Annotated in this window: 18 protein-coding genes; 13 read left to right on the forward strand and 5 right to left on the reverse strand. The window is 72.4% G+C overall.

What is annotated here, in order from left to right; all coding sequences use genetic code 11:
- Positions 1 to 12 precede the first annotated feature (12 nt).
- The 4 genes from ABD811_RS29770 to ABD811_RS29785 all read left to right on the forward strand — a co-directional run bounded on the left by ABD811_RS29770 (position 13) and on the right by ABD811_RS29785 (position 5,128).
- Positions 13 to 1,794 carry an LpqB family beta-propeller domain-containing protein gene (locus tag ABD811_RS29770; RefSeq protein WP_344954400.1) on the forward strand — a complete coding sequence of 594 codons (1,782 nt, stop codon included), beginning with the start codon at positions 13 to 15 and terminating at the stop codon, positions 1,792 to 1,794.
- Between the two features lie 89 nt (positions 1,795 to 1,883).
- Positions 1,884 to 2,576, forward strand: a complete 693-nt coding sequence (locus ABD811_RS29775) for a ComF family protein (RefSeq protein ID WP_344954402.1) — start codon at positions 1,884 to 1,886, stop codon at positions 2,574 to 2,576.
- A gap of 896 nt (positions 2,577 to 3,472) precedes the next feature.
- Positions 3,473 to 4,138 (forward strand): ribosome hibernation-promoting factor, HPF/YfiA family, encoded by a 666-nt coding sequence (gene hpf / locus ABD811_RS29780; protein ID WP_344954404.1) that lies wholly within the window; start codon positions 3,473 to 3,475, stop codon positions 4,136 to 4,138.
- A 237-nt stretch (positions 4,139 to 4,375) separates the two neighbouring features.
- On the forward strand, positions 4,376 to 5,128 hold the full coding sequence (locus ABD811_RS29785) for a response regulator (RefSeq protein WP_425549475.1): 753 nt from the start codon (positions 4,376 to 4,378) through the stop codon (positions 5,126 to 5,128).
- 547 nt (positions 5,129 to 5,675) lie between these two features.
- On the opposite strand, the gene ABD811_RS29790 is transcribed toward ABD811_RS29785, so the two are convergent.
- A complete protein-coding gene (locus tag ABD811_RS29790) occupies positions 5,676 to 6,053 on the reverse strand; it encodes a hypothetical protein (protein ID WP_344954406.1) in 378 nt (125 codons plus the stop codon).
- A gap of 777 nt (positions 6,054 to 6,830) precedes the next feature.
- On the opposite strand from ABD811_RS29790, the gene ABD811_RS29795 reads away from it, so the two are divergent.
- Positions 6,831 to 8,009: a winged helix-turn-helix domain-containing protein gene (locus ABD811_RS29795; protein WP_344954408.1), complete on the forward strand. Its 1,179-nt coding sequence runs from the start codon at positions 6,831 to 6,833 to the stop codon at positions 8,007 to 8,009.
- A gap of 26 nt (positions 8,010 to 8,035) precedes the next feature.
- Here the strand turns inward: ABD811_RS29795 and ABD811_RS29800 are convergent, their stop codons facing one another.
- Entirely contained in the window at positions 8,036 to 8,386 is a 351-nt protein-coding gene (locus ABD811_RS29800; RefSeq protein ID WP_344954410.1) for an HGxxPAAW family protein, read from the reverse strand.
- Positions 8,387 to 8,569: 183 nt separating this feature from the next.
- Here ABD811_RS29800 and secA point away from each other — a divergent pair, with 183 nt between their 5' ends.
- On the forward strand, positions 8,570 to 11,434 hold the full coding sequence (gene secA, locus ABD811_RS29805) for a preprotein translocase subunit SecA (protein ID WP_344954977.1): 2,865 nt from the start codon (positions 8,570 to 8,572) through the stop codon (positions 11,432 to 11,434).
- 668 nt (positions 11,435 to 12,102) lie between these two features.
- Here secA and ABD811_RS29810 read toward each other — a convergent pair.
- The 3 genes from ABD811_RS29810 to ABD811_RS29820 all read right to left on the reverse strand — a co-directional run bounded on the left by ABD811_RS29810 (position 12,103) and on the right by ABD811_RS29820 (position 15,289).
- Complete coding sequence (locus tag ABD811_RS29810; protein WP_344954413.1) at positions 12,103 to 12,699, reverse strand: Rv3235 family protein; 597 nt, start codon at positions 12,697 to 12,699, stop codon at positions 12,103 to 12,105.
- 403 nt (positions 12,700 to 13,102) lie between these two features.
- The gene (locus ABD811_RS29815; RefSeq protein WP_344954415.1) at positions 13,103 to 14,518 is read right to left on the reverse strand and encodes a PTS transporter subunit EIIC; all 1,416 of its coding nucleotides are present in this window, start codon (positions 14,516 to 14,518) and stop codon (positions 13,103 to 13,105) included.
- Between the two features lie 30 nt (positions 14,519 to 14,548).
- Complete coding sequence (locus tag ABD811_RS29820) at positions 14,549 to 15,289, reverse strand: GntR family transcriptional regulator (RefSeq protein ID WP_344954417.1); 741 nt, start codon at positions 15,287 to 15,289, stop codon at positions 14,549 to 14,551.
- Between the two features lie 343 nt (positions 15,290 to 15,632).
- Between ABD811_RS29820 and nagA the strand changes: the two genes are divergently transcribed.
- Genes nagA through ptsP form a run of 7 tightly spaced genes read left to right on the forward strand, consistent with a single transcriptional unit; the run spans position 15,633 to position 21,342 of the window.
- Positions 15,633 to 16,814: an N-acetylglucosamine-6-phosphate deacetylase gene (nagA, locus tag ABD811_RS29825; RefSeq protein ID WP_344954419.1), complete on the forward strand. Its 1,182-nt coding sequence runs from the start codon at positions 15,633 to 15,635 to the stop codon at positions 16,812 to 16,814.
- On the forward strand, positions 16,811 to 17,854 hold the full coding sequence (locus ABD811_RS29830; protein WP_344954421.1) for an SIS domain-containing protein: 1,044 nt from the start codon (positions 16,811 to 16,813) through the stop codon (positions 17,852 to 17,854). The genes nagA and ABD811_RS29830 overlap by 4 nt, the downstream gene beginning before the upstream one ends.
- A 58-nt stretch (positions 17,855 to 17,912) precedes the next feature.
- Positions 17,913 to 18,146, forward strand: coding sequence for a PTS sugar transporter subunit IIB (locus tag ABD811_RS29835; RefSeq protein ID WP_344954423.1), 234 nt, complete (start codon positions 17,913 to 17,915; stop codon positions 18,144 to 18,146).
- A gap of 17 nt (positions 18,147 to 18,163) precedes the next feature.
- Positions 18,164 to 18,613, forward strand: coding sequence for a PTS sugar transporter subunit IIA (locus ABD811_RS29840; protein ID WP_344954425.1), 450 nt, complete (start codon positions 18,164 to 18,166; stop codon positions 18,611 to 18,613).
- Positions 18,604 to 19,359, forward strand: a complete 756-nt coding sequence (locus ABD811_RS29845; protein WP_344954427.1) for an HAD family hydrolase — start codon at positions 18,604 to 18,606, stop codon at positions 19,357 to 19,359. Before ABD811_RS29840 ends, ABD811_RS29845 begins: the two co-directional genes overlap by 10 nt.
- Before the next feature lie 2 nt (positions 19,360 to 19,361).
- The gene (locus ABD811_RS29850) at positions 19,362 to 19,634 is read left to right on the forward strand and encodes an HPr family phosphocarrier protein (protein ID WP_344954429.1); all 273 of its coding nucleotides are present in this window, start codon (positions 19,362 to 19,364) and stop codon (positions 19,632 to 19,634) included.
- Complete coding sequence (gene ptsP / locus ABD811_RS29855; protein WP_344954431.1) at positions 19,627 to 21,342, forward strand: phosphoenolpyruvate--protein phosphotransferase; 1,716 nt, start codon at positions 19,627 to 19,629, stop codon at positions 21,340 to 21,342. The genes ABD811_RS29850 and ptsP overlap by 8 nt, the downstream gene beginning before the upstream one ends.
- Positions 21,343 to 21,379 lie beyond the last annotated feature (37 nt).

Genomic DNA, 21,379 nt, shown 5'->3' on the forward strand with positions numbered 1-21,379 from the left:
GGATTGATCCGGGTGAGGCCGCCGCGGGGCGCGCTGGCCGCCGCGCTGTCGCTGCTGATGGTCACCGGCTGCGCCACCGTGCCCACCGGGGGACGCGTCGTGTCCGGGCGTCCGGTCGACCGGTCCGAGCAGGTCGACGACCCGTACGTGCGGCTCGTCCCGGTACGGCCCCGCGCCGAATGGGGCCCGGCCGAGATCGTGTCGGGGTTCCTGGCCGCCTCGGCGAGCTTCGACGACGACCAGAAGGTGGCGCGCGAGTACGTCTCCCCGGCCACCGGCTGGCGGCCCGGCCTGCGCCCCGCCGTCACCGTCTTCCAGAACCGCGACCAGCCCATCGTCGTCAAGGAGAGCGGCGCGCAGGCCACCGTCCGGCTGGAGGGCGACCAGCTCGGCACCATCGGGCCGGACGGCCAGTACACCGCCGACCCCAAGCACGTCGAGGTCACCTTCCAGCTGGGCAAGACCCAGCAGGGGCTGTGGCGCATCACCGAGCTGCCCACCGAGGTACGCGGCGGGCTGCTGCTCACCAAGGCCGACGTGGACCGCGCCTTCCGCACCGTCAACCTGTACTTCTTCGGGCCGGACGGGCGCACCCTCGTCCCCAACGCCATCTTCCTGCCGCTGGCCAACCGGCAGGACCTGCCCAACCGGCTCGTCCAGGCCCTGCTCGTCGGCCCCACCTCGTGGCTGGCGCCGGCCGTCCGCAGCGCCTTCCCGCCCGGCACGCGGCTGCGCGGCGGCATCACGATCAGCAAGGACGTGGCGACCGTCGACCTGACCCGGCAGGCCCGCTCCGGCAGCCCCGAACGAATGTCCGCCCAGCTCGGCTGGACGCTGCGGCAGCTGTCGGAGGTCAAGCAGTTCAAGCTGCAGATCGAGGGCGAGACCGTCACGCCCGAGGGTGTCAGCGCCACCCAGCCCGTCCGCGCGTGGGCGGCCAACGCACCCGACGGCGAGTCGTCCGAGGAACGCTCCGACCCCCAGAGCGCCTATCTCATCGGCGCCGCGGGCCACCTGAGCCAGCTCGCCGGGGACCTGCCGCAGCCCATCGTCACCGGAGCGGCCGGGCGCCTGGTCCGTCCCGCCGTCACCCCCGACTACCAGGAGGTCGCCGGGCTCAGCCCCGACTCCGGCCAGGTGCTGGCCGGAACCCTGGTCGCCGGATCCACCGACATCCAGCCCCTGCTGACCCGCAGCGACCCGGATGCCCGCTTCACCGCCCCGTCCTTCGACCGCAACGGCGTGCTCTGGACGGTCGAGACCACCAAGGACCGCTCCACGCTCTGGCTACGGCAACGCGGCCGCGCCCCCGTGCGCGCCGCCCACTGGGGCCTGGGCGGACGCCAGGTCCTGGCCCTGCGCGTGGCCCGCGACGGCGTCCGCGTGGCCGCCATCGTGAAAATGGACCGCCGCGCCCAGGTCCACATAGGCCGCATCGTCCGCCGCCCTGACGGCGGCGTCGAGGTCGGTTCCTTCCTCCCGGTCAGCTCCGAACTCCAGGACGCCATCGACCTGTCCTGGCGCGACTACGGCACCCTGGCCGTCCTCGGGCGCGCCAAGTCCGACTCCCAACCGCTGCCCTACCTCGTCCCGGTGAGCGGCGGCGCCATCAGCTCCCTCGGAGTCGGCGCCCTGGGCATGCCCCGGACGATCGCCGCCGCCCCCAAGTCGCCGGTCCTCGTCGGTACCCGCTCGTCCCACGAGACCCGCGTCTGCCGCCAGCGCTCCCACCGCGACCAGTTCAGCGAATGGGTCTGCGCCATCCCCGGCAGCGACCCCACCTACGCCCAGTGACCCGCACTCAAGATCACCCTCGCCGCGAAGTTATCCACAATCTCGACGCTCCCTGTTGAGGGCGACGGCTCGCCCGGCATCGTCGAGCCATGCGATTCCTCAACGACCTGCTCGACCTCGTCCTGACGGAACTGTGCGCCGGTTGCGGCGTCGCCGCCGGCCTGCTGTGCCGGCGCTGCGCGACCTGGCTGGAAACCCCCGCCCGCCGCGTGACGTGGCCGACGTCCCTTCCGCCCGGCCTGCCGTGCCCGTGGACGGTGGCGGCCTACGAGGGCCCCGTCCGCTCGATGCTGGTCGCCCACAAGGAACGCGGCAGGACGGAGCTCGCCCGCCCCCTGGGCGCCGCACTGGCCCGCGCCGTCCAGGCCGCCCTGTCCGAGCCGGGCAGCCCGCGAGATCCGCCTACGGCCCTCGTCCCGGTGCCCTCGGCACGATCAGCCGTCCGGCAGCGAGGCCACGACCCCACCCGCCGCATGACCGACGCGGCCCTCCGCGAACTGCGCACCACAGGACTCGTCCGCCTGGACGCCCTGCGCCACCGTCGCCGAGTGGCCGACCAGGCCGGACTGACCGCCGCCGAACGCGCCACCAACCTCAAGGACGCCCTCGAACCCAGACGCCCGCTCCCCGGCCACCGCGTCGTCCTCGTGGACGACGTCATCACCACCGGCGCCACCCTGACCGAAGCCGCCCGCGCCCTCACCGAAGCAGGCGCCACCGTAATAGCCACCGCCACCCTAGCCACCACCCCCCGCCGAACCCACCCTCCCCCCACCCCCTAACAACCACCCCCACCCAGCAAGCACACCCCAACCAACCCCCCCGAGGCCAACGCCCCCCCGAGGCCAACGCCCCACCCGAGGCCAACGCCCCACCCGAGGCCAACGCCCCACCCGAGGCCGTGGTGAATGTCCCGAGCGCTGGCAGCTTGTTGCGAGTAGTGGCCCGGGGAGGGCGGTCGGGGATTAGTGGACGCTGGGGGAGCGGTCGAGTGTGTATGGGGGCTTGTGGGGCGGGGGTGGTGAGAATCTTCGTGAGGTGGGTTGAACCGGTTGGTAGTTGCCGAGCGTAACTAGGGATGGTTCGGCTTGGCGTTGGTGGCCGGATTGTTTGGGTTATTTGGGTCACATCGAGTTGCGGGATGGGGACGGTCTTTGAAGTCTCACCGTCCCGTCAGGTCGGCGTGACCTGCTCGATCGGATCGGGGCGGAGGCCCTGTGGGGTCGGCGGATCACGGGTCGTGAGCGCTCCCCGCGGGCGTTCGCGCACGCCGGAAGGAGGTCCCGCGATGACGCACCGTGAGTATTTCCTGCCGCCACCCCCCTGACATTCGTGGCGTAAGGGGTTAGCGTTCCTGACATGGCACCCGCCCGGGTCCGTGGTTGCGTCGGACCGCGGTGCTCGTCGCGAGCACGTCCGCCGGTCCGGCTAGCCGATGCCAGGCGCAGGCGAAACGGCCCACGTAAGGCGACTTCTCGTCGACCGATCACGGTGCGCCTTAGAGGTAAGTCCTGCCCCGTCGGGGGGTCCGACATCCCCCGAGCAGGGAGAAGGGGAGTAGTGGCGAGAGCGCCGCGAGACCCTCAGCAGGCGGATGTGGGGACGAAGACCAGGTCGGCCGGGCGGGTGCGACCCCGACAACGCGAGTCCGTCATCTCCGGGAGAAGGGGGGTCCCGCGTGGACATCATCGTCAGGGGCCGTCATACCGATGTCGACGACAGGTTCCGACGGCATGTCGACGGCAAGCTGGCCAAGATCGAGCGACTGAACCAGAAGGTCATCCGGGTGGACGTGGAGGTCTCCCAGGAGCGCAACCCGCGCCTGGCCGACCAGCGTGAGCGGGTCGAACTCACGATCCGGTCCCGGGGGCCTGTCATCCGCGCCGAGGCCGCGGCCGAGGACCGTTACGGAGCCCTCGACGTGGCCATGGACAAGCTGGAGAACCGGCTGCGCCGGCAGAGCGACCGGCGCAAGGTGCACCACGGCAGCCGCGCCCCCGCGAAGCTCGCCAAGATGGAGCCGCTGCCCGAGCCGGCGGGCCCGCCGCTCGCCGAACCAGGGTCCGTCGCCACCACGGCGGCCGCCGAGCTCGAGACGCGCCGGGAGGAGCCGGCCGAATCACACGAGAACCTTGTCCCGATCCCCATGGAGGGCGACGGCCCGCTCATCGTGCGCGAGAAGTTCCACCGGGCCGAACCGATGGGCATCGAGCAGGCCCTGTTCGAGATGGAGTTGGTGGGGCACGACTTCTACCTCTTCCGCGACAAGTCCACCGGCCACCCCTCCGTGGTCTATCGGCGGCGCGGCTGGGACTACGGAGTCATCCGCCTTGTCGAAGAGTGATGCGGCACTTGCGGCACGTCACCGGCCAGGGCATGTCATGATCTAGAAAGGCGTAACTCAGCAAGCCGCGGACGCGGTGGTCCGGGGCGAAGGGCACGCGCGCCACGCGTGCCCGCTGCGCGTGGCTCGCGCCCCGCGCCGCATCGCCCGGGGCCACCGCCCCGCGTAACCCTCCGGAAGACCAGATCGCTGACAGTGAAGGGGGGAAGCGGCGTTCTCCTGCACGCCGCGACTCAGGTGAGCGAGAATCCCGAGGCTCGCGGCGCCGCCGCGGTGCCCCGTCAGGCCGCGGGCGGCGGCGGCAGGGGCGACGCGCAGGGCCCCGCCGACCCCATCCGCGTGCTCATCGTGGACGATCACGCGTTGTTCCGGCGCGGCCTGGAGATGGTGCTGCAGGACGAGCCCGACATCGAGGTCATCGGCGAGGGCGGGGACGGTCACGAGGCGGTCGAGATGGCCGGCGACCTGCTGCCCGACGTCGTCCTGATGGACATCCGCATGCCCCGCCGCAGCGGCATCGAGGCGTGCACGGCGATCAAGGACGCGGCGCCCAGCGCGAAGATCGTGATGCTGACCATCAGCGACGAGGAGGAGGACCTCTTCGAGGCGATCAAGGCCGGGGCCACCGGTTACCTGCTCAAGGAGATCTCCATCGACGAGGTCCCCCAGGCGGTGCGCGCGGTGCACGGCGGCCAGTCGCTGATCAGCCCGTCCATGGCCTCCAAGCTGATCACCGAGTTCGCGGCGCTCGCCAAGCGCAGCGAGGAGCGGCAGCAGCAGGTCCCCGCACCCCGGCTCACCGACCGCGAGATGGAGGTGCTGCGGCTGGTCGCCCGCGGCCTCGGCAACCGGGAGATCGCCCGCGAGCTGTACATCTCGGAGAACACCGTCAAGAACCACGTCCGCAACATCCTGGAGAAACTGCAACTGCACTCCCGCATGGAAGCGGTCGTCTACGCCGTACGGGAAAAACTCCTGGAAATCACCTGAGGCAGGCCCGCGCCCACGGACGGACCAAGGTCAGCCAGCGGCAGCATGCCGTCAGCCCGCAGGGCCAGGTCAGCCGGCGGCGGCCAGGTCAGTCGGCGGCGGCCAGATCAGTCCGCTAGGGCAAGTCAGTCGGCAGGGCAGGTCAGTCCGCTGGGGCAGTCAGTCGGCAGGGCGCACTTCCCGGCCGAGGCCGACACATCCCGTTGAAGACCCGAAGCCAGTCAGTCGCTGGGGCAGACCCCGCCGAGAGACGGCTCATCTACATCATCACCGTCAGTAGGTGTTTGCCAGGTCAGTCGGCGGGGGCGTGCAGTCAGTTCGCAGGGCTAGGTCAACCGGCTGTGGCTATGTCAGCCGGTGATGGTGTGCAGGTCTCTGCGCAGGGCCGGGTCGGCTGGCGGCGTGCAGGTCAGTCGGCGGAGGCGTGCAGTCAGTCGGCGGGGGCGTGCAGTCAGTTCGCAGGGCTAGGTCAACCGGCTGTGGCTATGTCAGCCGGTGATGGTGTGCAGGTCTCTGCGCAGGGCCGGGTCGGTCGGCGGCGTGCTGGTCAGTCGGCGGCGGCGTGCAGGTCTCTCCGCAGGGCCAGGAGGCCCAGGGTTGCGTAGCCGCCTGTGATCGCCGCCAGGCCCGCCGCCGATCGGCGCGGCACGTCCCCGCGAACCAGGTGGGCGACCCCGGCCGCGGTGTCGCAGACGTCCACCACCAGGCAGAGCCTGCGCCAGCGTCGCCGTGCCGGCGGATCGCTCAGCAGGTAACCCAGACCGAGCGCGAGGGCCCTGCTGCCGAAGACCCGGATCATGTACCTGAGCTCAGGCGTCTCCCGGTCGCCCATTCCCGCCAGCTTCACGTTGAGACCGGGTGCGGCCAACGCCAGCGCTCCCCAGACGACGCGGCCGCTCGCAGCCGCTTCCAGTACGCGTTCCATGCCGCGACCCTGCCAGCCACGCGGCCGTAGATCGATTACGCGAGACGTAATGCGCCGCGCGACCGAAAGATCCGTGCGCACGGCACCATCCCGTCGATCGCGGCGCTGCCCGCCCCCACCGGGAGCCTGCAGGCAGAGGGTCCGCGCACCCGCGCTGCCCGGCCACAGAGGACGGCCGCTGACGAGACGACGCGCGGGTCCGGCCGCGCCTCCGTCGGACGGTGCGGCGGATGACGCGCGGGTCCGGCCAGCGCCCCCGTGTGGCCGAGCTTCCGTTGGGCGGCGGTGTGGCGGGGTGACGTGTGGGGACGGTCTGTGGCCGCCGTGCGGCCGGGCCTGCGTTGGGCGGCGGTGTGGCGGGATGGCGGCCGGGTTCCGGCCAGTGCCCCCGTGTGGCCGAGCTTCCGTTGGGCGGCGGTGTGGCGGGATGGCGGCCGGGTCCGGCCAGTGCCCCCGTCCGGCCGAGCTTCCGTTGGGTGATGGTGTGGCGGGATGGCGGGTGGGGGGCGGTCTGTGGCCGCCGTGCGGCCGGGCCTGCGTTGGGTGATGGTGTGGCGGGATGGCGGGTGGGGGGCGGTCTGTGGCCCCCGTGCGGCCGGGCCTGCGTTGGGCGGCGGTGTGGCGGGACGGCGGCCGGGTCCGGCCAGTCTCCCCGTGCGGCCGAGCCTCTGCTTGTGGGTTGCTGGGGCCTGGGGCTAGCGGGGTGGGGCGGGGGTCGGGGTGGGGAGGGTCACCAGCTATCTGGGTTTGTCGGTGTTTGGGGTTAGCATCGGGCGGGTGACGGACATCGACATCAGTGCGGACGAGGTGCGGCGGCTGCAGCTTCGGGCGCAAGGGCTGCTCGGGACGGACGGCAGGCGCGGCGGTGTGCCGGGGGTTCTGCGGCGGCTGGGGGCCGTCCAGCTGGACACGATCTCCGTGCTCGCGCGCTCCCACGAGCTGGTGCCCTACGCGCGCCTCGGACCGGTCGGGAGGACGGCGGTCGAGGAGGCGTACTGGGGCGACGGCACCGGATTCGAGTACTGGGCGCATGCGGCGTCCGTGCTGCCGATGTCGGAGTGGCCGTTCTTCGCCTTCAGGCGGCGTGCGTTCCGCCGCCGGGGGTGGCGGTGGCACAAGGTGCCCGAGGGCGTGTGCGACGACGTGCTCAAGCGGTTGCGCGTCGACGGGCCGCTCACCACGAAGGAGCTGGGCGGCGCCAAGTCGGGCGGGGACTGGTGGCAGTGGAGCGACCACAAGATCGCCATTGAGTGGCTGCTGGACATCGGCGAGGTCGTGTGCGTGCGGCGGGTCGGCTGGCGGCGGGTGTACGACCTGGCCGAACGCGCCGTCCCCGCCGACCTGCTGGCCGAGGAGCCGGACGACGAGACGTGCCTGACCCGGCTGGTCGCGCACGCCGGGCGGGCCCTGGGCGTGGCGACCCGCGCGGACCTGGCCGACTACTTCCGGATCAAGGCCGAGCAGGTCGACGCGGTGGTCGAGGCGGCCGGACTGGTGCCGGTGCGCGTGGCGGGATGGCGGAACGGCGCCTGGGCCGACCCCGAGGCGCTCTCCGCCCCGGCGCGCGGACGGCACGTCACGACGCTGCTGTCCCCGTTCGACTCACTGGTCTGGGACCGGGCCCGCACGTCCCGCGTGTTCGGCTTCGACCACCGGCTGGAGGCCTATGTGCCGAAGGCCAAGCGGGTCCACGGCTACTTCACCATGCCCGTGCTGGCCGGGGGACGGCTCATCGGGCGCGTCGATCCGGCCCGCGAAGGCACGACCCTGGTGGTCCGTCAGGCGTCGCTGGAGCCATGGGCGACACGGACGGCCGCCCGTACGGAGTCGTCCGTCGCCGCTCTGTGCACGGCGCTGTGGAACGCGGCGGACTGGGTCGGCTGCGACGCCGTACGCGTCGAACGCATGAACCCAACGGAACTTCTCGGTAACGTCAACGCCGGCCTGGCGCGGTAGGCGCGCCGGGTAAAAATTCGCGCCGGTCAGCCGTGGGGGGTGCGCTGGCTGTCGCTGCGGACGGGCTTGTCCAGGGTCTCGCCGGCCAGCCCGCCGCGGCGCTTGTCGGTGCGGGTGCCGAAGACGGAGTAGTCGACGATCTCCGGGATGACCCGGGGCGCGTCCACCACCACGTCGGAGAAGATGTGCACCATCCCGCCGACGATGAAGCCGACCACCACGATGCCCACGCCGACCCAGAACCCGACCCAGGCCGGGCCCATGCACAGGGCGAATCCGCCGACCAGGAACCCGGTGATCATAATGCCGACCGCGACCCACGAACTGGGCCGTCCGGCGTGCGAGCCGTGCCCCTCCTGCGGTTGTCCTTCCGTCATCGAACGCCTCCCCTCGGGTATGCCGAGACACCTTCCTCGGGACGGAAAGGTCAAACGGAGTGCGCGCTGGATTGCGTCGTGGAGTGACCTAGACCATCCTGAGACTCGCCTACGATGGCATCGTACGTGTGGTGTGCGTGCCGCCGAGCGGCGGTGACCCACGATCTGCAAGGAGCCTTGAGAGTGCCACCGGTCATCGACAAGATTCTTCGTGCGGGCGAAGGTAAAACCCTGCGCAAGCTCAAGAAGCTCGCGGATCAGGTCAACTCCATCGAGGAGGACTTCCTCGAGATGAGTGACGCCGAGCTGCGCGAGCTGACCGACAAGTATCGGGAGCGCATCGCAGACGGCGAGTCCCTGGACAACCTGCTGCCGGAGGCGTTCGCCACCGCCCGTGAGGCGGCCCGCCGCGTGCTCGGCCAGCGGCACTTCGACGTGCAGGTCATGGGCGGCGCCGCGTTGCACCTGGGCAACATCGCCGAGATGCGGACCGGTGAGGGCAAGACGCTCACCGCGGTGCTGCCGGCGTACCTGAACGCGCTGTCCGGCGACGGGGTGCACGTCGTCACCGTCAACGACTACCTGGCCAAGCGCGACGCCGAGTGGATGGGGCGCGTGCACCAGTTCCTCGGCCTGGAGGTCGGCGTCATCCTCCCGCAGATGACGCCCGAGGAGCGGCGCGCCGCCTACAACGCCGACATCACCTACGGCACCAACAACGAGTTCGGCTTCGACTACCTGCGCGACAACATGGCCTGGAGCCTGGAGGAGTGCGTCCAGCGCGGCCACAACTTCGCGATCGTGGACGAGGTCGACTCGATCCTGATCGACGAGGCCCGGACCCCGCTGATCATTTCGGGGCCGGCCGAGCAGAACTCCAAGTGGTACACGGAGTTCGCCAAGATCGTGCCGCGGCTCAAGCGCGCCGAGCCGATTCCCGGCGAGGTGGACAAGTACGGCCCGGGCGACTACGAGGTCAACGAGAAGAAGCGCACGGTCGGCATCACCGAGTCCGGCGTGGAGAAGGTCGAGGACTGGCTCGGCATCGACAACCTCTACGACTCGGTCAACACCCCGCTGGTCAGCTTCCTCAACAACGCGCTGAAGGCCAAGGAGCTGTTCAAGCGCGACAAGGACTACGTCGTGATGAACGGCGAGGTCCTGATCGTGGACGAGTTCACCGGCCGCATCCTGCACGGCCGCCGGTACAACGAGGGCATGCACCAGGCCATCGAGGCCAAGGAGGGCGTGCCGATCAAGGACGAGAACCAGACCCTCGCCACGATCACGCTGCAGAACTACTTCCGCCTGTACAACAAGCTGTCCGGGATGACCGGTACCGCCATGACCGAGGCGGCCGAGTTCAACAAGACCTACAAGATCGGGGTCGTGCCGATCCCGACCAACAAGCCGATGGTCCGCAAGGACGTCCCGGACGTGGTCTACAAGACCGAGCAGGCCAAGTTCGAGGCGGTCGTCGACGACATCGCCGAGCGGCACGAGAAGGGCCAGCCGGTGCTGGTCGGCACCACCTCGGTGGAGAAGTCCGAGCGGCTGAGCAAGATGCTCAAGCGGCGCGGCATCCCGCACCAGGTGCTGAACGCCAAGCACCACGAGCAGGAGTCGGCGATCGTCGCCGAGGCGGGCCGCAAGGGCGCGGTCACCGTGGCCACCAACATGGCCGGTCGCGGTACCGACATCATGCTCGGCGGCAACCCCGACTTCCGCGCCGACCTGGAGCTGCACCAGCGCGGCCTGTCGCCGCTGGAGACGCCCGAGGAGTACGAGGCGGCCTGGCCGGAGGCGTTGGAGAAGGCCAAGGAGGCCGTCAAGGGCGAGCACGAGGAGGTCGTCGAGAGCGGCGGCCTGTACGTGCTGGGCACCGAGCGGCACGAGTCGCGGCGCATCGACAACCAGCTGCGCGGCCGGTCCGGACGGCAGGGCGACCCGGGCGAGTCCCGGTTCTACCTGTCGCTGGAGGACGACCTGATGCGGCTGTTCAACTCGGCCCGGGTCGAGGCGATCATGACGCGCCTGAACATCCCGGACGACGTGCCGATCGAGTCCAAGATCGTGTCCAACGCGATCAAGTCGGCGCAGGGCCAGGTCGAGCAGCAGAACTTCGAGATGCGCAAGAACGTCTTGAAGTACGACGAGGTGCTCAACCGGCAGCGGCAGGTCATCTACGCCGAGCGCCGCAAGGTGCTGGAGGGCGCCGACCTGCACGAGCAGGTCCGCAACATGATCGACGAGGTCGTCGAGGGCTATGTCGCGGGCGCCACCGGCGAGGGCTTCGCCGAGGAGTGGGACCTCGACAAGCTGTGGAAGGCGTTCAAGCAGCTGTATCCGATCTCGTTCAGCGTCGAGGACCTGACCGAGGAGATCGGCGGCGACATCTCCAACCTGGACGCCGAGACGCTGGCCGAGCGGGTCCGCAAGGACGCCCAGGCCGCCTACGACGCCCGCGAGGAGGAGCTCGGCGCGGAGGTCATGCGCGAGCTGGAGCGCCGCGTCGTGCTGTCGGTGCTCGACCGCAAGTGGCGCGAGCACCTGTACGAGATGGACTACCTGCAGGAGGGCATCGGACTGCGGGCCATGGCGCAGCGCGACCCGCTGGTGGAGTACCAGCGGGAGGGCTACGACATGTTCAACGCGATGCTCGACGGCATCAAGGAGGAGTCGGTCGGCTACCTGTTCAACCTCGAGGTCGAGGTCGAGGAGCAGCCGCAGGCGCCCAAGGTCGGCGCCGCCCCGGTCGAGGTGTCCAAGACCGCCCCGGCCGAGGGCGCCGAGGAGGAGGCCCCGGCGGCCGAGGAGGGCGAGGAGGGCGAGCACGAGGCGCCCGCCATCCGCGCCAAGGGCCTGGAGAAGCCGCAGCGTCCCAAGAAGCTGGACTACTCCGCGCCCACCGTCGACGGCGAGGGCGGCGTGGAGCACCACAGCGAGGAGGCCGCGGACCCGTACGAGGGCGTCGGCCGCAACGACCCGTGCCCGTGCGGCTCGGGCAAGAAGTTCAAGCGCTGCCACGGCGACCCGCGCAACAAGTAGCCCGCACGACCTGACAGCGGCCTCCCAGGCACCGCCCGGGAGGCCGCTTCGCGTTCTCGGCACTCCCGAGCGCGGCCGGGAAGCCACCTCGGGCCTCACCACTCCCTTCCCACGCCGGACGCGGCGGACGCGCAGGTGACCGAGGTGGACGCGCTCGGCCGCCGCGACGAGCCGGAGATGCCGTGACATCGTGCGTCCCGCGGGCGGCCGGCCACGTCCGGTCCCGCCACCCCGTCGTCCGGCACGTCACGCACGCTTCGGCCGCCCCCGTCCGGCGGCCGCCGCGCCCACGCCATCGGCCTGACTTCGCTACTCGCTCCCAGAGCGTCTAACCGGGGCACGCGACCAGGCCGGTCGGCGAGGCCGGCCGAGTGGACGCCGCTCCCGGGCGGCGGCTGGACGCGCCAGCGCTGTTTGCTACGCGGTCCCAGAGCGTCTGGCCGGGGCGTGTGGTCAGGTCGGTCAGCGATGTTGGCCGGGTGGACGTCGCTGCCGGGCGGCGGCTGGGCGCGCCGGCGCCGTCGGCCTGGCTTTGCTACATGCCCCTGAGAGCGTCTGGCCGGGGCGTGTGGTCAGGCCGGTCGGGGACGTTGGCCGGGTGGACGCTGGTTGCGGGTGGTCCGGATGGCGCGGGTGGGACGGGCCATTCGGGCGATGGCCGGTTGCGGTCAGGTGTCGCGGCGACGGGGCGGATTCGCGGCGCGCGGCTGCGGTCTCTTCGAGGGGCGCGGACGCGGCGTCGGCGGTGAAACCGGCGCAGGAGGCCGCGGGCGCGAGGTGGTGGACCGTCCCGCGTGTTGGGGCGGGGTGGTCGTCTCCAGGGCGGTGCATCGCCAGCGGCCCCGGTGGCGTTCGAGGCGGAGGGCGAGGGCCTGGACGTGGCCGGCGAGGACGACCACGGCGCCGGTCTCGGCGACGTCCGGGGCGGGTTCCTGGAGCCAGGTCGTCAGGACGCGCGGTGGCGCGGTGCGGGCGCCGGAGGCGAGCGGGAGCGGGTGGGCGGCCAGCACGTGGCAGACCTCCGGGGCGGCGCGGCGGGACAGGTGGTGCAGGGTGCGCGTCCCCGCCAGGACCTCGGTGACCAGGTGGACGATGGCGGTGGCCGCGCCGCGCAACTCTTCCTGGGGCGAGCGTTCGGCCAGGTGGAGGGGTGCCCGGTCGCGGCCGCGAGCCGGGGGCGCGACGGCGCGTACGGGACGTGGCCCGGGCTCGTGAGTCCAGCGGAGGGCCAGGGCGCCGTCGGTGGGGCGGAACTGCTCGCGCATGGTGCTCTCCTCGTGTCGGGGCGCCCGGAGGGGAAGGGCGCCGACTACAAGGAGCCGCGGACGGTCCGTCTGATACGTGCTGGCCGGATGCGGTCAAGGGGCCAGCCCCGGGCGGCGCCCTCGGCCTCGCCGCGCTCCGCGACCTACCGCCCGCGAGCCTTGGCGCGAGCGGGTGCCCCCAGGAGGGGCGGGCGGCATGCGAGACGGCGCGTGAACGACAGAAGGCCGCATGGGGGGCGGCGCGTGAACGAGAAAGGCCGTGTGGGGGACGGTGTGGGAACGAGAAAGGCCGCGTGGGGGACGGTGTGGGAACGAGAAAGGCCGCGGCGGCGGGCTGTCGAGCCCGCCGCCGCGGCCGGAGTCCTCCTGAGGGCGGGAGGTGGGAGGACTCGTCAGAAGGTGACTACGACGTGCTGGTCTCCGCGGCGTCGCCCTTCTTCGAGCGGCCCGCCTTCTTGCCCGAGCCGGCCAGTTCCGGGGAGGCGGCGGGGTCGGCCGCGGCCGACTCCTCGCCCTCCGGTTCGCGGCCGGGGGTGGGGATGTTCATCTTGCGGATCAGGAAGCTGAACAGCAGGTAGTAGATCGCCGCGTAGACCAGCCCCATGATGATCAACGCGAGCAGGTTGTGGGTGTTGTCCTTCGAGCCGTTGATCAGCATGTCGATGCCGCCGGCGGAGAAGCTGAAGCCCAGTTTCATGTCGAGCGCGTCCGCGACGGCCATGGAGATGCCGGTGAGCACGGCGTGCACGCCGAACAGGACCGGCGCCACGAAGATGAACGCGAACTCGATGGGCTCGGTGATGCCGGTGACGAACGCGGTCAGCGCGGCGGAGAACATGATGCCGCCGACGGCCGAGCGGCGGTGCGGCGGCGCGGCGCGCCACATGGCCAGCGCGGCGGCGGGCAGCGCGAACATCAGGACCGGGAAGTAGCCGGTCATCGACCAGCCCGCCCCGTCGGCGCCGTTGAGGTAGCAGTTCAGGTCGCCGGCGTAGGTCTTGCCGTTGACGGTGCACTCGGGGATCTGCGTCCAGACGACGTTGTTGGGGATGTGGTGCAGGCCGAGCGGCAGCAGCAGCCGGTTGATCACGCCGTAGACGCCCGCGCCGATCGTGCTGTTGTCGGCCATCCACTCGCCGAAGTTGGTGAGCCACTTGCCGAGCACCGGCCAGACGAAGCCGAACACCACGCCGAGGATCATCGCGGTGAACGCGGTGATGATCGGGACGAACCGGCGGCCGCCGAAGAACGCCAGCCAGGTCGGCAGCTTGATCCGGTAGAAGCGCTGGTAGAGCAGGGCGGTGACGAGCCCGATGAGGATGCCGCCGAGCACCCGGGTGGGGTTCTGGGCGGCCAGGTCCAGCACCAGGTTGGGCTTGCCCGGGTTGTCCGGATCGAACAGCTGCTTACCGATCTTGGCCTTGAGGTCGTCGTCGAACCGGACGAAGAAGACGTTCATGCTGACGTAGTGGAAGACCAGGTAGCCGACGACGGCGGCCAGCCCGGTCGAGCCGTCGGACTTCTTGGCGAAGCCCACGGCGACGCCCACCGCGAACAGCAGCGGCATCCAGTCGAACAGCGCGCCCCCGGCGCCGGAGAAGACCTGCGCGACCCGGTCGGCGCCGGAGAAGCTGATCCACGGGTCGGCCGCCTTGTCGGTGCCGATCACGTCCGGCTGGCCGAGGCGCAGGAGCAGGCCGGCCGCGGGCAGGACGGCGATCGGCAGCATCAGGCTGCGGCCGATGCGCTGGAGGACGGCCAGGGCGGCCGACCCGCGGCCTGGTGCCGCGGTCCCGCCCACTGCGGTTGTGGAACTCATCGGGTTTTCCTCCTTGTAGCCGGGGGAGTGCTACGTGCGCGATGGCGGGTTTCCGAGGGACGTGCGGATCTGGTAGCGGTCGGCCCGGTAGGTCGACACGCCCAGTTCCGCGCACACGCCACCGGTGTAGGAGCGTCGCCGCAGGAGCAGGACGGCGCTGCCGCGGGGTATCTGCAGATGACGGGCCTCCGTGGCGTCGGCCACGGCGGCGTCGATGGTCTGGTCTCCGGCGTCGAACACCACGCCGTAGACCGCCTCCAGGACGCCGTACAGGGAACGGTCGGCCAGCCGCCGGTCGAGCAGGTCGGGAGCGAGCGAGGCCAGGATGTGCGCCCGCTCCAGCGCCATCGGCTGGCCGTCGGCGGTGCGCAGCCGTTCGATGACGTGGACGCGGGTCCCGGGCTCGACGTTGAACAGCCGCGCCAGGTGGGCGTCGGCGGCGATCGTGCGCCGGTCCAGGTCGACCGCGCCCGGCCGCAGCCCGCGGGCCAGCATGTCCTCGGTGAACGAGACCAGCCGCAGCGGCATCTCGATCTTGGGTCGGGCGACGAAGGTGCCCTTGCCCGGCACCCGGTACAGCCGCCCCTCGGAGACGAGCTGGTCGACGCCCTGCCGGACGGTCATCCGGGACAGCCCGTACCGGACGCACAGCTCGCGCTCGGACGGGATCGGCGTGTCCACCGGCAGCTCCGCCGACTCGATCAGGTCGAGCAGGATCGCCCGGAGCTGGAAGTACTTCGGGACGGGACTGTGCGGGTCGATGGCTGTCACGTGGTCGTCGTCCTCGGGGTCCGGAGCCGGATACCTAGGTACGTACTGGTCTAGGCCGGACTAGACCACAGCATTAAACGTCATGTCAATGCACAGATGGATAACGGCCGGATTAAGCCAGAACATTGCGAAACTGCAGGTCAGCCACCATGGCGGCAGTCGCCGGGCGATCTTGGTGGGCCCGTCCGGGGCGGCGGCTCGTCCGGGAGAGCGGCGGGGTCCGTTCCCGGAGACTTGCCCCCGGCATCTTCGCTCTGTCCGTTTGGTGGAGTATGGTGACGACTGGTCTAGTCCGGACTAGACCAGTCCAGAGCGCCGTCACCTCCGCACGGAGAGCACCCCCATGGCAGCACTGCTCCTCGCCGCGAAGAACCTGATCGCCGCCCCCGACGGCGACGGTCCCACCCGCCTGCTGTCCCCGGGATACGTCCGCGTGGCGGACGGGGTGATCACCGAGGTCGGCGAGGGCGCCCCGCCCGCACCGCCGGACGTGGACCTGCCCGCCGGCACGCTCGCCCCCGGCCTGGTCGACCTTCAGGTGAACGGCTACTTCGGCCACGACCTGGCGGACGCGGACGAGGCCGGCTGGCACGAGATCGTCCGGCGGCTCCCCGAGACGGGCGTCACCGCGTTCCTGCCCACGTTCATCACCGCGCCGGTCGCGACGCAGGCCGAGGCGCTGCGCCGCGCCCGCGACCTGTTGCCCGCCCTGCCGGACGGAGCCCGCGTGCTGGGCGTCCACCTCGAAGGGCCGTTCCTGTCGGCCGAGCGCAAGGGCGCGCACAACGCCGACTGGCTCGCCGACCCCACGCCCGAGGCGGTCGCGACCCTCCTGGAGACCGGCCTGGTCAAGCTGGTCACCCTCGCGCCCGAACGGGACGGCGCGATCGAGGCGATCGGGACGCTCGTCGAGCACGGCGTGCTGGTCAGCGTCGGGCACAGCGACGCGACCGCCGAGCAGGTCGCGCGGGCCGCCGACGCGGGCGCCCGCAAGGTCACCCACATCTTCAACGCTCAGAGCGGCGTCCACCACCGCGAACCCGGCGTCGCCGCGCAGGCGCTGGCCGACCCGCGGCTGCACCCGGGCCTCATCCTCGACCTGCACCACGTGTCGGACGTCGCGGCCCGCGTGGTCTTCGCGGCCGCCGCCGGACGGATCGTGCTGGTCACCGACGCCGCGGCCGCCGCGGGCATGCCGCCGGGCACCTACGACCTGGGCGGCGAGCCGATCGAGCTGCCCGCCGAGGGGCCGCCGCTGCGCGCCGACGGCACGATCGCCGGTTCGGCGCTGCGGCTGGACGCCGCGATCGGCAACGCGATCGCCCTCGGGGTCGACCCGGTCACCGCGGTCGACGCCGCCACCCGCGTCCCGGCCGACCTGCTCGGCCGCCCCGACCTCGGCCGCGTCGCACCCGGCGCGGCCGCCGACCTGGTGTGGCTCGGGCCCGACCACCGGGCGCGTGCCACCTGGGTCAAGGGGCACATCGTTTTCCAAGGGCGCAACGTGTTCCAGGGGGGTTCATGACCACCAGCCGCATGCGGGCCGAGATCGGCGACCAGCCGGACGCCCTGGCCCGCACCATCGAGGCGTTGCTGCCGCGCATGTCCGACGTCGGCCTGCTGGCCCGGGGCACCCGCCAGGTGCTGTTCATCGCGCGCGGGTCGTCCGACAACGCCGCGGTGTACGGGCGGTACCTGGTGGAGTCGCACACCGGACGGCTCGCCACGCTCGCCGCGCCGTCCATCGCCACCGCCTACCGCAGCCGCGTCGACCTGTCCGGCGTGCTGGCCGTGGCGATCAGCCAGTCCGGCAAGACCGAGGAGATCGTCGAGACCCTGGAGTGGGCGGCGTCCTGCGGCGCCCGCACCGTCGCGGTCACCAACGGCGCCGCGTCCCCGCTGGCCGAGGCCGCCGAGGTCGCGCTGGTCACCGAGGCCGGGGACGAGCTCGCCGTCCCGGCCACCAAGACCTACACCACCCAGCTGGCCGCGCTGGCGGTGCTGGCCCTCGGCCTCGGCGCCGAGGTCGACCAGGCCGATCTGCGCCGGGTGCCGGACGAGGTGGCGCGGCTCATCGCGGTGACCGAGGCGGCCGAGGCGCTGCCCGCGATCGTCGCGGAGCTGGCCGCGGTGCAGGGCGCGGTGGTGTCCGGACGCGGCATCGCGTTCGGCACCGCACTGGAACTGGCCCTGAAGATCAAGGAGGCGTGCTACCTGCACGCCATGGGCCTGTCGTACGCCGACCTGCTGCACGGCCCGATCGCGGTGGTGGACGACAGGACGCCCGCCCTGCTGGTCGCCGCCGGTTCCGGGCCGACCCTGGCCGGCACGGTGGCGCTGGCCCGCCGGGTGCGCGGGGCGGGCGCCCAGGCGTACGGAATCGGCGGCGGCGAGGGGCTGGCCGACGCGTGCTCGCGCGCGCTGCCGGGCCCCGACCTGCCCGAATGGGTCGCGCCGCTGGGGCTGATCGTGCCGGGGCAGCTGCTGGTGGAGGCGCTGGCCCGGGCGCTCGGCGTCGACCCCGACGTGCCTCGCGGGCTCAACAAGGTCACCCAGACCGACTAGCGGACTCCCCCCGGGTCCGCCAGGTTTCCCCGGGATCATCCAGGAAAGGGACGAGCGGATGGACAAGGCCGAGGCCATCATCGCCGCGCTGGGCGGCGCCGACAACATCGACGAGATCGAACCGTGCGCCACCCGGCTGCGCACCGTGGTCTCGGACGCGGACCTGGTGAACGAGGCCGGGCTGAAGGCCGCGGGCGCGTTCGGCGTGATGCGCAGCGGAAACGTCGTGCAGGTGGTGGTGGGGCCGGAGGCCGACACCATCGCCAGCGACATCGAAGACCTGCTGGACTGACCCCCGGGAGCCCCGCGATGACGCGAGTTCTGTCACCGGTCGGCGGGCGCGTCGTCGGCCTGGCCGGAGTGCCCGACCCGGTGTTCGCGCAGGCCATGGTCGGCCCCGGCACCGCGGTCGATCCCGAGCGCGCGCCCGGTCAGGCCATCGCCCCGGTGACCGGCACGATCGTCAAGCTGCACCCGCACGCCTACGTCGTCGTCGACGACGAGGGCCACGGCGTGCTGGTGCACCTGGGCGTGGACACCGTCCAGCTCAAGGGCGAGGGGTTCGAGCTGCTGGTCGCCGAGGGCGACGCGGTCGTGGCGGGGCAGCCCGTGGTGGGCTGGAACCCCGCCGTGATCGAGGCGGGCGGCCGGTCGCCGGTGTGCGCGGTGGTGGCGCTGGACGCCGCCGCCGACGCGTTGTCCGACGTGAGGGAGTCCGGAGCCGTCGAGAAGGGGGCCGAGCTGTTCACATGGCGCTGAGCGACGTCCCGCCCGGTGCCGAGGGGCGGCGCGGCCCGGCGGAGGTTCCGCTGCGGGCCGCGGTGTTCGACCTGGACGGCACCCTGGTCGACACCGAGCCGCGCAACCGCGTCATGTGGGCGCGGCTGTTCCAGGCGCACGGCGCCCCCCACGACGAGGCGCTGATCGCCTCGTTCGCGGGGCGGCGCGGCCTGGAGGTGCTGTCCGAGCTGGCGCACCTGTTCCCCGGCCGCACCGTCGACGAGCTGTTCGCGCAGGTGGTGTCGTACGGCGCCGCGCCGGACATGCCGCCGGTGGCGCCGGTGCCGGGCGCGGTCGAGCTCGTCCGGGCCCTGCACGAGGCGGGCGTGCCGATGGCGGTGGTGACCTCCGCGCAGCGCCCGTACGCCGAGGCCCTGCTGGACGACCTCGGCATCCTGGAGCTCCCGGCGGCGACCGTGACCGCCGGGGACGTGGCCACCGGAAAGCCGGACCCGGAGGGCTTTCTGGCCGCGGCCGAGATGCTCGGCGTGCCGCCCGCCGACGCGGTGGCCTTCGAGGACGCCCCGGCGGGGGTGGCCGCGGTGAAGGCCGCGGGCATGACGTGCGTCGGCGTGACGACCACCCAGCCGGCGCGGGCCCTGGACGGGGCCGACCATCTGGTGGCGAACCTGAAGGAAGTGGAGCTCTCGCCGGGACCCGTCCTGCGGGTGTTCGGGGGCCGACCGCGCCGGGAACCACCCGGGCGCGGTGACGATGAGGAGTAGCTGTGAGCCAGCGCAACGTCAAGATCGAGTCCAAGGTGGGGCTGCACGCGCGCCCGGCCGCGCTGTTCGTGCAGACCGCGGCCAAGGCCGATGTCGACGTGACCGTGGCGAAGCCGGGCGGCGAGCCGGTGAACGCCAAGAGCATCCTGGCGGTGCTGGGCCTGGACGCCCGGCACGGCGAGGAGGTCGTCATCCGCGCCGAGGGCGACGGCGCCGAGGAACTGCTCGACACGCTGGAGGCCCTGCTCAAGCAGCCGGAGCCGGAAAGTGCCTGACTCGACGGCGTCCGCGGGCGGCACGCTGCGCGGCGCGGGCGTCAGCCCCGGCGTCGGCGCCGGTCCGGTACGGGTGGTGGCGGGCGCCGTGCCCGAGCCGCCCGCCGGGGCGCGGCACGACGGTGACGCCGAGGCCGAGCGCGCGGCCGCCCTGGCCGCCCTCGAAGCCGTCGCCGCCGACCTGGAGGCGCGGGCCGTCCGCGCGGCCGACGTCGGCAACACCGACGGCCGCGACGTGCTGAACGCGCAGGCGCTGATGGCCCGCGACCCGGGCCTGGCCGACGGTGTCGCCGCCAAGATCGGTGAGGGCACGGCGGCGGCGCGGGCGGTGTACGAGGCGTTCGGCACCTACCGCGAGATGCTCGCCGGGGCCGGGGAGTACCTGGCCGCGCGGGTGGCCGACCTGGACGACATCCGCGACCGCACGGTCGCCCGGCTGCTGGGCGTCCCCATGCCGGGCGTACCGGAGTCCGACGAGCCGTTCGTGCTGGTGGCGCGTGACCTGGCGCCCGCCGACACGGCCGTGCTCGATCCGGCCCTGGTGGTGGCGTTCGTGACCCTGGAGGGCGGCCCGACCAGCCACACCGCGATCCTGGCCCGCACCATGGGCGTGCCGGCCGTGGTGGCGTGCCCGGGCTGCACCGGGATGACCGAGGGCACGCGGGTGCTGGTGGACGGCGCCGCCGGGACGGTGCGCATCGACCCGACCGACGAGGAGGTGCGGGCGGCGCGGGACGCGGCGGCCGCGCGCGCCGCGATCCTGAAGTCGGTGACCGGGCCGGGCGGCACCAAGGACGGGCACCTCGTGCCGCTGCTGGCCAACATCGGCGGCCCGCAGGACCTGGAGGCCGCCGTCGCCAACGGCGCCGAGGGCGTCGGGCTCTACCGCACCGAGTTCCTGTTCCTCGACCGGGCCGCGCCGCCGTCGGCCGCCGAGCAGGAGGAGGCCTACCGCAAGGTCCTGGAGGCGTTTCCCAAAGGCAAGGTGGTGGTGCGCACCCTGGACGCCGGGGCCGACAAGCCGCTGGCGTTCCTGCCGCCGCCCGGCGAGGAGCCCAACCCGGCGCTCGGCGAGCGGGGCCTGCGCATGATGCGCAGCCACCCGGACGTGCTGGCGGAGCAGCTCGGCGCCCTGGCCCGCGCCGCGGCCGGGACCACCGCCAGGCTCGAGGTGATGGCGCCGATGGTGACCGACGCCGAGGAGGCGGCGTTCTTCGCCCAGGCGTGCCGGGACGCCGGGATCGACCACCCCGGCGTCATGATCGAGGTGCCGGCGGCGGCGCTGCGCGCCCGCGACCTGGCCGCCGAGGTGGAGTTCTTCAGCATCGGCACCAACGACCTCACCCAGTACGCCTGCGCCGCCGACCGCCAGATCGGCGGGCTGGCGCACCTGCAGGACCCGTGGCAGCCCGCCGTGCTCGACCTGGTCGCGGTGGCCGCCGGGGCCGCCGCCGACAGCGGCCGGCCGTGCGGTGTCTGCGGTGAGGCCGGGGGCGATCCGGCGCTGGCGTGCGTGCTGGTCGGGCTGGGGGTGACGTCGCTGTCGATGGGCGCGCCGTCGCTGCCGCTCGTCCGTGCCGCGCTGGCCCGGCACACCCTCGACCAGTGCCGTGAGGCCGCGGACGCGGCCCGCCGGGCGCGCACGGCGCAGCTCGCCCGCGAGTCCGCGCGCGCCCTGCTTCCCGGTCTGGCCGAGCTCGGCCTCTAGCAGGCTCAGACAGGACGCCGGCGCGTCACCCGCCGCA

Source organism: Actinomadura miaoliensis (genome assembly GCF_039536785.1).
Taxonomy (GTDB): domain Bacteria; phylum Actinomycetota; class Actinomycetes; order Streptosporangiales; family Streptosporangiaceae; genus Spirillospora; species Spirillospora miaoliensis.